This window comes from Legionella gratiana, assembly GCF_001467695.1.
Lineage (GTDB): Bacteria > Pseudomonadota > Gammaproteobacteria > Legionellales > Legionellaceae > Legionella > Legionella gratiana.
In genome coordinates, this window is record NZ_LNYE01000022.1 from 108,864 (window position 1) to 121,642 (window position 12,779).

Here is a 12,779-nt window from a genome sequence, read left to right on the forward strand (position 1 = left end):
ATGTTCTATACTTGAATTATATGCTATATTTATAATCAATATTTATGCCGCCACCAGATACGCAAGAGGAATTCTCTTATACTAACCGAAAAACTTCAGTACGAGAAAAAATTGATACTGATATTGCGAAAAAAATTAAAAAGGCAACAAGGCAATTAAAACAACTATTAAAAGCCACTCGTTCTGAAGACGAGAAGAAAGAGATCCAAGCCCAACTTGATAAAATTAACTCGCTTAAATTGGTGATAATCCCTACGCAAGAAGGTAATAAACGATATTATTCTATTGCTGATACTGCTGGCGGAGTGACGCAAAAAACCTGTTTAATCGATGAAGATACCTTAAAGAACAATTTAGAAAAACTTGCTCAAGCGCAAAATATTGATGATGTAATGCAAAATAAAATTCGAATGAATGCCATTCTTAAGCATCCTAAAGCAACCCTACTTGACAGACTCATGAATACTGGAGAAGGAGATGATACGGAAGTGCAAAGAGAAGCTATCGGCTTAAAGATTGCACGGCTGTTAGGTTTTTCCAATGTTACAGACTGTACTATGGTTTATCATGATACTGGTAATGGACGCCATCCTTGCTTATTTGTGCCATTTGGTGACATGAAATTAATGACTGAATTTATTGAAGATAAACGTAGTATGCATGGCAGACTCAAGAAGAAGTATTTTGATTCGGTGGAAGATTTTGGCCAATACAGTGCTTATTTTATGCTGTCTGGAGATCCTGATTTTATAGGGAAAAAAGGTGGAAATAAAGGTTTAACGGGTACTGATCCCAAAAAAATGTATTTTTTTGATCAAGTATTTATGGCAACCAATAATTTTGGTTTGGATAGAGCATTTAATTTAATTCCTACAAATTTTCTCTCTAATTTACCTAATTTTATTTCTCGTCATTTTATGGGCAGAAATAAGTCCGTAGTCAATGATTCCAGTTTTGAAGAAAAAATCCAAGGTGCTATTGGGATTTTGCAAAAAAAAGAAGACATTAAAAATATGTTTAAAGAGATTGCCAAAGCAAATTCTGAGATGCCTGACGATCCTACGGTAAAAAAACTGCAAAAAGATACCAAAGAATGTCGTAAAAGCTTTAATGATAGAATTCGCAGTATTGAAAAACTTTTTCCACCTATTAAAATCAATGGCTCTTCAAAACAAGTTGGAGATTTAGTAAAAGCTAAGGATGATGACAATCTAAAGTTATTAAAAAAATCAATGCTAGTAACGCAATTAATCAATAAACCCAAGCTGTATGATAAGTCGGGTAAACCTTATAGAGCGCCTTTTTTTACGAATCCATCAACCTATGTGAAGCACGTATCCATTAGCGGCGATCAGGTAACCATTTCATTTGATCGACGATTTGGTTCACCTCTTTCTGAGAGTAAAAAAGCGATTTTACGACAACAAGGTTTTAAGATTTCCCCGGACGGAAAATCAGCAATTACTTCAAAAGAGAACTTATTAAAGCTCAATGAACACAGCTATTTTAAAGAACAAGAAAATGAGATTGATCCAAAACATAACTATATTCAACCTGAAAAAATGAAAGCTCTCGCGAATATCTATAATGAAAGTGATAGGGGAGTACAAATACTAATTTCTTCTCTACGCGATCTTGATAAACCCACCGCACTTAAAAATGTATTAAAAAACTGGGGGCAATTACCTTTTAAAAATAAAGGATTTGCCGCTCATGTGCAACAATGTTTTTTATATGAGGCAATGAAAGTACTACTTAACCAAAATCCCGAAAAAGAGGAAGAACTAAAAAGTGGATTTCAATTGGCTAAGCGAGAGGGAAAACTAGATAGCTATGTACAAGAAAAATTACTATCGATAGTACCATCAAAAAAGAAGGCTTCGGATTTTAGAACGGTGTACAAACAAGATCGTGAACAATCATTATCAAAACCTACAGAAACTAATATTGATAATAAACCACCTCAGGATCTCAACATGTCATTTTAGAATAGAAGTCCATTGTATTATTTAGATTGCTTTCGTATTTTGTATCAGTGTTCAATTTTAGCCGAACTCTGCAAGCTCTTCTCTAAGACGTTTTTCCTCAAATAAATCTTCGATGCGTCTTCTTCGTTCTAATTTAGTTGAGGCAGTCGTTTCGGTGGATAGAGTTGTATCGACATTAAAATCTTCGATTTCCATCTCATTATCGTCAAATTCACGTGGGTCCATAGCCATCTCCTTAGCCTTCAACCGTTAGTAATTGTATAAAATACCAGAATTTGAGCTCAGGAAACAGTGGAATTTTTTGAGCATTTGAGAAAAGATATTTTAATTTTTCCTTGTCCAAGTGTTTTGATCACTGAGACAAGGCATGAACTTTCAGCTAGGGCCCCTTAAGAACCTTATCTACACGTTCTTCTAATTGTTTTTCATCCTTTTCCGCAGCACGTTTTTCTTCCTCACTTTTGCCTTTATATTTCGCATTATGTAAATCGCTCTTCAGTGCATTAGTGATTTCAGGTGGAGATTTTTTTGAGGTAACTAGAGCATCTTTTCTAGAATCAAGTTCTATTTTTCGTTGTTTAGCTTGCTCATGAAGCGCGCTTAGTTTGGGCCCATCATCTTTGAAAAGTTCGTTTATATTTACTTCTCTACCCTTGCTATCTATTAACACAATACGCTGCGGTTTCTTAGGTTTTCCGTCTGGACCATATTCTACAGGAGGGAATCCGGCTTCTAAACATGCTTCATAAGCTTGTTTGAGTCTTAGCTTTTCTGTATAGGGATCGTTTGGAAAATCAACAGTCATTTTAATGCCGTTGAATCCTGCGGCTCTAATCATTTGAGCCATGGCTATCATATCTGCTTTTGGTTTTTCTTGGTTCGCTGGATAGCTTAGATAGTATCCAGGATCAAAAATTCTAGGAGAAAATTCTATAGTCCAAAGACCTGGTTTTTTTTGCTCTATTTTTTTTCCTGTTAAGGTGTATATGAATTGTAAATCCTTAGGATCGATGGCAGAAATGTTCATCCCACTATCACTTATGTTGCCGATAGCGATGTCCTCATCTTCTGGTGTTTTCCCTAGCCTTTTTTGCATTTCCTGTCGGGCTGCCTCTATTTGAGCATACATTTCTTGGCGTTTTCTGGCATCTGATTGTCCCGCAGCATATTTTTCGAGTTGTGCTGCAAGTATAAATAGTTCCATTTGGTTTTTAGATGCATTAGTCAATAAGGATTCGTTTGCCTTTGTTGCTGTATCAAAGGCGTCTAATTGTGTCTTATGAGTGTTTTCAAGGTCTTTGATGAGTTTATCTTTTATTTCCTTTATTTTGTCTTCATCATCAATGTTTGAAACAATTTTCAAATTAGGGGTTTGACTTTCTATCTCTTTTTTAAATCGTTCGAGTTCGATTTTTTGTTGAGCTGCAATGGCGTTTCTTGCATTAGTTTGGATTCTTATTAGTTCATCTGTAATATCTTGTACGGAATAGGGGTCAGGGACTTTCTGCATTATATCTTTGAATGCGAGCATTGATGCATTATAGGATTCTTTAGCTTTGTCGTAAAACTCTTCCTTTTGAAACGCTCTTTTAAACGCCTCTTGGATCTCGATCTTTTCCGGCTCTTTTCCTTGCAGCAGTTTATTAAACGTATTTTCTTTATCTTCACCAATTTGTACTTTAAAACCCGTATAATCACGTACTCTATCATGATCATGATTGTTAAAGGCTGTTGTTTGAAAATCAAATTCAGATAAGCCAATTTTATGGCGAAATTTTTGCAGATGTGCTTTTTCTGCCTCGGGTGTAAGTTCTCTTAGGATTTTTCGTGAATCGAGAAAGTCAAATACGCCTTTTCTGAATGTCATAGAGTCTACCTCAAAAGCTTTTGGGTTAAGTAAAGTATATCATCTTTTCATTAAGATAGAATTAATGATTAGCTTAGGTTGGTATGTGCTCATTATAGTTTAAATTTATCTTTTTTGTATATAATTGAGTTAATTTTAATAGGGAGGTATACGTTTGGGTCTAATTTGACTCAAACGTTTGCTCTCCTGTTTTTTCAGCAAATTCGATTGATATTTTTACTACCAGGCGGGAATAGCTGCATCACCAAATATGTTTTTAGCTTTTTCTTTCACTTCCTCAGAGTTGAATGCTTTAACAAATAACGCTAATTTCGCTTTCTTGGGTGAATCACTACGGATGACAATAACATTAGCATAGGGTGAATCTTTATCTTCACTAAATAAAGAATCTTGAGAAGGGCTTAAGCCCGCAGGAAGCGCAAAAGTTGTATTAATTACAGCGGCGTCTACATCCGGCAGAACTCGTGGTAATTGGGCTGCATCCATTTCTTTAAATTGAAGTTTTTTAGGGTTTGTAGCAATATCTTTTAGACCTGTATCATGAGTATTTTTTAAAGTAATGAGATTTGCTTTTTCCAATAATTGCAAAGCACGCATTTCATTGCTTGGATCATTAGGTAGTGCAATTACCGCTCCTTCAGGTAATTGTGTTAAAGAAGTATATTTTTTGGAGTAAATACCCATAGGATAAACAAAGGTTCTTCCTATGGCTTCAAAGGTGTAACCATGAGCTTTCATTGCGGCATTGAGGTACGGCAAGTGTTGATAAACATTGGCATCCAAGCTCCCGTCTTGTAATGCTTCGTTAGGTAAGTTGTAATCATTAAATGTGACGATTTTTATGTTTAAACGGTATTTGTTTTTGGCTATTTCTTTTGCTGTTTCAACTAATGCTGTTTCGGGTCCGGCAATAGCACCTATCACTAAAGTATTGGGTGGTGAAGGTTTATGACAAGCAACAAGGCCTAATAATAAAACACAATAAGCTAAAATTCGCATTTAAAACTCCAAAGTTGAGATTATATATCACCGTGTAGGATCTGATGGCACTAATTTAAGCCTTAACTTAGATCAATGATGTAAAAAACGCTTTGCCAAATAATCGCCGATCATTTGTGTTAGTTGTACCATTATAATTAAAATAATAACTGTAGATATCATAACTCCAGCATCAAAGCGTTGATATCCATAGTTAATTGCCAAGGTCCCCAAACCACCCGCTCCAACTGTTCCTGCCATGGCTGAATAATTAACCAAAGTAATTGCTGTAACAGTAATGGCATGAATTAAGGCTGGTTTTGCCTCTGGCAATAAAATATGCAAAATGATCTGTCGTGTATTTGCACCCATTGCATGTCCCGTTTCGATAAGTCCTAGAGGTAAGCTGCGATACACATTATCTACCAGTCTCGCGAAAAAGGGGATTGCTCCTATAGTTAGAGGCACAATCGCTGCATTTATTCCTATTGAAGTACCTACTATAAGGCGTGTAAAAGGAATGATTGCTACTAACAAAATAATAAAAGGAATGGAACGCGTCATATTAATTACAGCAGACAATATTTTATTCACACGCGGCATTGGTTTGACCTGACTGGATGAGTAGAGCCATGTCCCTAACGGTAAGCCGAGCATCACCGCAAATAGAGTACTTAAGACTACCATGTACAGTGTTTCGCCTGTCGCAATTAATAAATCATATGCCATCGGGAAGGACATAGCCTAATACCTCCACAGTTAATTTGGCTTGCTCACAGCGTTCAATGAATGCTTCGAGTAAAAATTGATGTGCAGTGAGCTCAACAACTAAAACACCACAAGTTACTGTATCATAACGATCAATGTTTGCGAGTAAGATATTAATATCTAGATTTAACTCACGACTTGTTTGACTAATAAAGGGTACTGTTGCTTCTTCACCCTGAAAAAACAAACGCAGTAAAGGTTTATCAGTGGCATAGTCTGCAAGTCTGTTCGTAAGGCATTCGGGTAATTCAGGGCTTAGCTGAGCATAGAGCATACCGCGAGCTAGACTGTCCTGTTTATTAAATACATTGGCAAGAGAGGTTATTTCCGCTAATTCACCATTAACCATGACTGCTAATCGTTTACAGATGCGTTTCACGACATTCATTTCATGAGTAATGAGTACAATAGTAATGCCATAAAGAGCATTAATTTTTTTTAATAATGCTAAAATGGAATCTGTTGTTTCTGGATCTAATGCGGATGTTGCCTCGTCACAAAGCAAAATTTTAGGCGAGCAACTTAAGGCGCGGGCAATTGCTACTCTTTGTTTTTGCCCTCCACTAAGTTGTGCTGGATAGGCTAATTTCTTCTCAGAGAGTTCAACGATAGGGAGTAACTCTTCAATTTTTCTGCGGATAAACTCCTCATCCAGACCTTGAATACGCATGGGGAGCGCAATATTATCGTATACGTTCTTAGAGTTGAGTAAATTAAAGTGCTGAAAAATCATAGCCATCTTATGACGAGCCAAAGCTAAATCTTTCCGTGAAAGAGTTGTCAAGTATTGATTATCAATGACGACATCACCTTGATCAGGACGTTCCAGTAGATTGATACATCTTAATAAAGTAGATTTTCCTGCACCACTTTTACCAATGATCCCGAAAATTTCACTTTCTTGGATAAATAAATTAATGTCACGCAGGACAGGTTTACCAGAAAAGGATTTGGATAATCCAATTAATTCAATCATTATTATAACCTGAGCTTGTGCGTGCGGACGTAAGTAATAGATCACCCCCCAAACTCGAAACGGCCTTATTTGGCGCAAACATGAGCTTTGGGATCCTGAGCTATTACGGACGGAAGACTAGAGGAATGAAATTATATCCGCTTTAGCCGTATTTTCAAAAAAGAAAATCTTTTTTTGAGCGTCCGCAAGCTGAATTTCAAATCGACGCTAATGCAATATTATACACATATTGTTTATATAAACAAAGTAATCCTTTTAAATTTAGCATAGTTTGTTAGTGCTCCTATACGTATATGAATTAGTGTTGCAATTCCTCACGATCTTTAAAATAATCCAGGGCTTGTGGATTTGCTAAAGATTGCAAGTTATTTACTGGTAAACCATGGACTACTTGTCTGACTGCTACTTCTACAATTTTGCCGCTAATCGTGCGTGGAATATCAGCAACTTGCAGGATTTTTGCAGGCACATGTCTTGGAGAGGCATTCTGACGAATGGTTAAACGTATTTTGTTGCTTATTTCTTCAGTAAGTTTCATGTTATCGCGTAATTTGACAAACAAAATGATACGAACGTCATCTTGCCAATCTTGGCCAATCACAATGCTATCCACTACTTCATCAATTTTTTCTACTTGTCTATAAATTTCAGCAGTACCAATGCGTACTCCTCCTGGATTTAATACAGCATCGGATCGACCATAGATAATCAATCCATGATGTTTTGTGATTTCAGCAAAATCACCATGTGCCCATACTCCGGAAAAACGTTCAAAATAAGCATGTTGATATGCTTTTCTCTCTGGATCATTCCAAAAGCCAACAGGCATGGAAGGGAAGGGGGATGTACACACTAACTCTCCTCGCTCACCTCGAATGGGTTCGCCTTGCTCATCAAAAACATCTACTGCCATACCTAAACCAAAACATTGTAATTCACCTCTGTAGATTGGAAGTATTGGGTTACCTAATGCAAAACACGAAATGATATCAGTACCACCTGATATGGAGCAAAGTTGTATGTCATTTTTGATTTGTTCATAAACGTAATCATAGTTTTTGGGCAATAGTGGGGAACCTGTAGAAAGGATACATCGTAAATGCGTTAAATTATATTCAGTTTTAGGGAGCACTCCTGCTTTTTCAACAGAAGAAATGAATTTTGCACTGGTTCCAAAGACCGTTACTTGCTCTTCTTCAATTAATTTGAATAAACGACCGTTTTCTGGATAAGTAGGGGAGCCCTCATATAAAGTAAGCGTTACTCCTAAAGCCAAAGCAGAAACAGTCCAGTTCCACATCATCCAACCACAAGTAGTATAAAAACATAGGTTATCAGTGGCGTGTAGATCAGTATGTAATCCTAATTCTTTAAGATGCTGGAGTAAGGTACCACCAGCACCATGAACAATACATTTAGGTTTTCCTGTCGTTCCTGATGAAAACATAATATAAACGGGATGTTCAAAAGGTAAGGAAACGAATTCACACTGGGTTGCAGGACTAAGAAAATCATTCCAATACTGTGCTTTGGGCAGTAAAGAAATATCTACGGATTCGTTGATATTTGGACAAACTACAATTTTTATGAGTGAAGAAATAGCATCATTAAGTTGTTTGATTTTTTCTCCGCCACTGTGTTTCTTGCCCTGATATTGATGACCATCACATATGAATAAGACTTTAGGCGCGATTTGCCCTAATCGATCAATCGCAGCTTGGGCACCAAAGTCAGGAGAGCATGAAGACCAGATTGCTCCTAACGAGGTTGTCGCTAGCATTGCAATTATTGTATAAGATGTATTGGGCATCAAAGCGGCTACTCGGTCGCCTACAGTGACTCCAATCGCTTTTAGGCCAGCAGCACATTGGGCAACTTGCCTATACAGTTGCTCATAGCTCATCGTTTGTCGGTGATTATCTTCATCAAGGCTAATTAATGCGAGATGTTGATCTCTACGCGATAAAAGTTTTTCGGCAAAATTAAATTGGGCACCTGTAAACCAACGTGCCTCGATCATCTCTTTATAATAGTTAAGAATTTGGTGGGGTGGTTTATCAAATTTTAAATGAAAAAATTCACAAAGTGTTGACCAAAATGCATCCGGATGTTTGATAGACCAAGTATGCATATCTTGATAATTTTCAAAGATCTGGCAGTGTTTTTGAGCAGCAAACTCCATAAATTGCCACATTCTACTTTTTTGTGGATTTTGAGGTTTCCATACAATGTCACTCATAAATTAGTTCTCTCTGTAATTATTAGGGTCTGTTTACAATTCTACTTTCTTGGTCAAAATGCCTTAATTTTCTGCGCTATGAGGCTCACATACTTTGTGTATGCTGCGCTTCGTTGCTCGAAAATCTAGGCATTTTGACTCAAGCTAGCGAATTGTAAACAGACCCTACTAAATTTCCGTTTGAGGAAATTAGGATCTATTTACAATTCTACTATTTTAGTGTGTGCTAGTGAATTGTAAATGGATTCTAGTTGCAGGGAGTAGGAAGCATTGCATTTGCAACTTTTGATTGATTCTTACGCCCTAAAATCTTACAAATCATGTCACCAGCTGCTACCACTTTAAAAATATCTACGCCTGTTTCTATTCCTAAACCGTGCATTAAGTATAGAACGTCTTCAGTAGCAACATTACCGCTAGCCCCAAGAGCATAAGGACATCCCCCAAGACCGGCTACTGAGCTATCAAAACGATGCACTCCATGTTGTAGCGATGCATAAATATTCGCTATCGCTTGACCATAAGTATCATGAAAATGCATCGCTAATTGATTTAGAGGTAATAGTTTAAGCACTTGATCTAATACTAAACCTGTTTGACGCGGTGTTCCAACACCTATAGTATCGCCTAATGATATTTCATCGATACCTAAATCCAATAGTTTTTGTGTTACAAGAGCTACTTGTTCAGGTGAAATGCTTCCTTGATAAGGACAACCAAGGACACAGGAAACGTAGCCTCGAACCCTAATATTATTTTCTTTCGCGAGGTTAAGGACGGGTTTAAAACGTGCGATACTTTCATCAATAGAACAATTAATATTTCTTTGGTTAAACTGTTCACTCGCAGCTGTAAACACCGCGATTTCCCGAACACCAGCTTCCAAAGCTTTAAGCATACCATGCTCATTAGGAACTAAGGCTGAATAATGTATGGAGGGTATTTTATCTATAGCTCGAAAGACTTCATTATGATCCGCGAGTTGTGGTATTGCTTTTGCAGAAACGAAACTGGTTACTTCAATATAGTGTAAGCCGGATTGACTGAGTAAATTAATTAATTCAATTTTGTGTTTACTTGACACAAAAGAAGTTTCATTTTGCAAGCCATCACGAGGACCTACTTCTATAATAGTTATATGTTGCGGATAGTCCATAATTATCTCTTTCTTATGTCTCAGGTAAAATTTGTGTCGATTAAGATTCAGTTTCACTTAATGTGAGTAATTCTTCTCCTTCATTAACCTGAGCGCCTACAGCATAAAAAACCTCCATCAAAATACCGTCATTAGGAGCATGAATAGTATGCTCCATTTTCATTGCTTCAAGAACAATTAAGCGTTCACCAGCTTTGACTTTTTCTCCAATGTTTTTTAGGATTGCCACAACGGTTGCTGGCATTGGAGCAGTTAGTTGTCCTTTATGAGATGTTGTTTGTGTCCCTAGTGTACTCCAATTAAACCGCTCAATGGTTATTGAACCTTGAGAAGTATATAAGGTCAAGGATTGGTTTTTATTCTCAACTGTAGCTTGATAATTTTGATTTTCTGTTTCAATATGAAGTTGATTGCCTATCAAATTCGCATGAATTAAAGATTCTTTTTGATTAAATCGCACTTTGAAATCATTTTTACTAATCGCCATAATTAATGTTTCAATCGATATATCTTTATCTTGATAACGCCAAATCCAATGACTTGATGCTTGAGATTGCCAAGCAAATGTGTCTGCAAGTAAAGGGTCTTGGATGGAATTAACACGGGTCAAATAATCAAAACTTACGGCCATAAGTAAAGCAGTTTCATAATCTGGGGTTGCTATTTTAATATCTTCTTTACTTAAAAAATCAGTACTTAGCGTTACATTTTTGAAGTTAGGATGTTGGCAAATGGCTTGTAAAAACGGAATATTTGTTTTTACTCCACCTATAAAATAACGTGACAGCGCTTGTTCTATTCTCGATAATGCTTCATCGCGATTGGTACCCCAAGCAATGAGCTTTGCAATCATGGGGTCATAGTACATGGTAATTTGAGATGCAAGCTGTACACCTGTATCAATACGAATGCCGTCACCTGACGGTTCTTGCAAAAAATGGATTTTACCAATCGATGGAATAAAATCTTGATGAGGATCTTCGGCATAAATACGACATTCTATGGCATGACCAGAGGATTGAATTTTATCTTGTGTTAATGGCAAAGGTTCATTAGCTGCAATTTTTAATTGCCATGCCACTAAATCAAGACCGGTAATTTGCTCAGTGACTGGATGCTCGACTTGTAAGCGGGTATTCATTTCCATAAAATAGAATTGTTCTTCCCCATCTACCAAGAATTCAACGGTACCTGCACCTCTGTATTTAATAGAACGAGCTACTTCACAAGCTGCCTCAGCAAGTCTATGTCGTAAAGAGGCAGATAAATTGGGAGCAGGTGCTTCTTCAATAATTTTTTGGTGTCGGCGTTGAATAGAACAATCGCGCTCAAATAAATGAACCACGTTACCATGATTGTCCGCCATTATTTGTAATTCGACATGACGGGGATGCAGTACTAGTTTTTCTATAATCATGGTGTCATCAGCAAAGCTGGCCATTGCTTCACGTTTAGCTCCAGCTAAGGATGCACTGAATTCTGATTCATGATAAACGGTGCGCATCCCTTTACCGCCGCCGCCGTTGGCGGCTTTGATTAAAACAGGGAATCCTATTTTTTGGGCTTGCGTGAGTAATTCTTCTTCTGCTTGCTCGCTACCGTGGTAGCCTGGCGTTAGAGGAACTTTCGTTTTTTCTAACAATTGTTTCGCTAATTGCTTCGACGCCATAGCTTCCATCGCTTCGATTGAAGGACCAATAAAAATAATATTGGCTTCATGACAAGCTCTGGCAAATTCAGGGTTTTCAGAGAGAAAACCATAACCCGGGTGTATGGCTTGCGCACCACAATTTTTTGCAATATGAATAATATTAGCAATGTTTAGATAACTGTCTTTAGCAGGGGCTTCGCCAACATAGTAGGCGCTGTCAGCGCTGCGTACATGTAAACTTTCTTTATCAACCGAGGAATAGATGGCTACTGTATGTATACCCATAGATCGCGCAGTTTTAATAATTCTGCACGCTATTTCACCGCGATTGGCAATAAGAATTTTATTAAACATGAGTGCCTCTTTAATTTTTACTCCAATTAGGTGTTTCTTTTTTTAAAAATGCATTAAGCCCTTGTTGTCCTTCAGCGGATACTCTTTTTTGGGCAATTAAGGAAGCAGTATAATAGACTAATTCTTCATCAATTTTTTTATTTGCTACATCAGTTACCAGCTGTTTTGATAGTCGTACTGCTTCGGGTGCATTGTTACAGATTTGTTGCGCATAATTAAGTGTGAATTCTAATAAATTTTCTTCAGGAACACAGTGTTGTACTAAATTTAACGATAACGCTTTAGTTGCATCAAAAATTTCTGCACTCATGAATAGGGCTTTAGCATTACGTTCACCTATGGCTTGAACAACATAAGGGCTAATCACCGCAGGTATCAAGCCTAATCTTACTTCAGAAAAACAAAATCGTGCCGATTGAGATGCTATAGTAAAATCACAAGCTGCAGCAAGCCCTACTCCTCCACCAAAAGCGGAACCATGTACCATAGCCACAGTAGGTTTGGGGCTTGTATGTAAAGTGTGCATTAGAGTACCGAGTACCATAGCGTCTTTTAAATTTTCTTCTTCACTAAAACGAACCATGTCTTGCATCCAATCCAAATCAGCGCCAGCAGAAAAATGTTTTCCATTGGCTTTAAGCACAATGACACGAACATTAGAATCAGCTATGGCAGAGTTGAGTTTATCGTGTAGTTCGGTTAAAAGATGATTATCAAAAGCATTATGTTTTTTTACTCGATTAAGAGTGAGGATGCATAAGTGCCCTTGAATTTCAGATAATAAGTCGCTCACGTGTACTCC

At 37.2% G+C, this 12,779-nt stretch carries 10 protein-coding genes; 1 reads left to right on the plus strand and 9 read right to left on the minus strand.

What is annotated here, in order from left to right:
* The first annotated feature begins 44 nt into the window (after positions 1-44).
* Complete coding sequence (locus Lgra_RS08345) at positions 45-1,988, plus strand: hypothetical protein (protein ID WP_058498807.1); 1,944 nt, start codon at positions 45-47, stop codon at positions 1,986-1,988.
* A gap of 57 nt (positions 1,989-2,045) precedes the next feature.
* Here Lgra_RS08345 and Lgra_RS17985 read toward each other — a convergent pair whose 3' ends face one another.
* The 9 genes from Lgra_RS17985 to Lgra_RS08385 form a co-directional block, all read right to left on the minus strand.
* Positions 2,046-2,213, minus strand: a complete 168-nt coding sequence (locus Lgra_RS17985) for a PA3496 family putative envelope integrity protein (protein ID WP_165482854.1) — start codon at positions 2,211-2,213, stop codon at positions 2,046-2,048.
* Positions 2,214-2,367: 154 nt separating this feature from the next.
* Positions 2,368-3,855, minus strand: coding sequence for a hypothetical protein (locus Lgra_RS08350; RefSeq protein ID WP_058498808.1), 1,488 nt, complete (start codon positions 3,853-3,855; stop codon positions 2,368-2,370).
* 219 nt (positions 3,856-4,074) lie between these two features.
* A complete protein-coding gene (locus tag Lgra_RS08355; protein WP_058498809.1) occupies positions 4,075-4,854 on the minus strand; it encodes a MetQ/NlpA family ABC transporter substrate-binding protein in 780 nt (259 codons plus the stop codon).
* Between the two features lie 72 nt (positions 4,855-4,926).
* A complete protein-coding gene (locus Lgra_RS08360; protein ID WP_058498810.1) occupies positions 4,927-5,574 on the minus strand; it encodes a methionine ABC transporter permease in 648 nt (215 codons plus the stop codon).
* On the minus strand, positions 5,552-6,577 hold the full coding sequence (locus Lgra_RS08365; protein WP_058498811.1) for a methionine ABC transporter ATP-binding protein: 1,026 nt from the start codon (positions 6,575-6,577) through the stop codon (positions 5,552-5,554). Before Lgra_RS08365 ends, Lgra_RS08360 begins: the two co-directional genes overlap by 23 nt.
* 298 nt (positions 6,578-6,875) lie before the next feature.
* Positions 6,876-8,816 carry an acetoacetate--CoA ligase gene (locus Lgra_RS08370; RefSeq protein ID WP_058498812.1) on the minus strand — a complete coding sequence of 647 codons (1,941 nt, stop codon included), beginning with the start codon at positions 8,814-8,816 and terminating at the stop codon, positions 6,876-6,878.
* Between the two features lie 247 nt (positions 8,817-9,063).
* Positions 9,064-9,972 carry a hydroxymethylglutaryl-CoA lyase gene (locus Lgra_RS08375; protein WP_058498813.1) on the minus strand — a complete coding sequence of 303 codons (909 nt, stop codon included), beginning with the start codon at positions 9,970-9,972 and terminating at the stop codon, positions 9,064-9,066.
* Between the two features lie 40 nt (positions 9,973-10,012).
* Positions 10,013-11,977 (minus strand): acetyl/propionyl/methylcrotonyl-CoA carboxylase subunit alpha, encoded by a 1,965-nt coding sequence (locus Lgra_RS08380; protein WP_058498814.1) that lies wholly within the window; start codon positions 11,975-11,977, stop codon positions 10,013-10,015.
* Positions 11,978-11,987: 10 nt separating this feature from the next.
* Positions 11,988-12,770 (minus strand): enoyl-CoA hydratase-related protein, encoded by a 783-nt coding sequence (locus Lgra_RS08385; RefSeq protein ID WP_058498815.1) that lies wholly within the window; start codon positions 12,768-12,770, stop codon positions 11,988-11,990.
* Between the last annotated feature and the right edge of the window lie 9 nt (positions 12,771-12,779).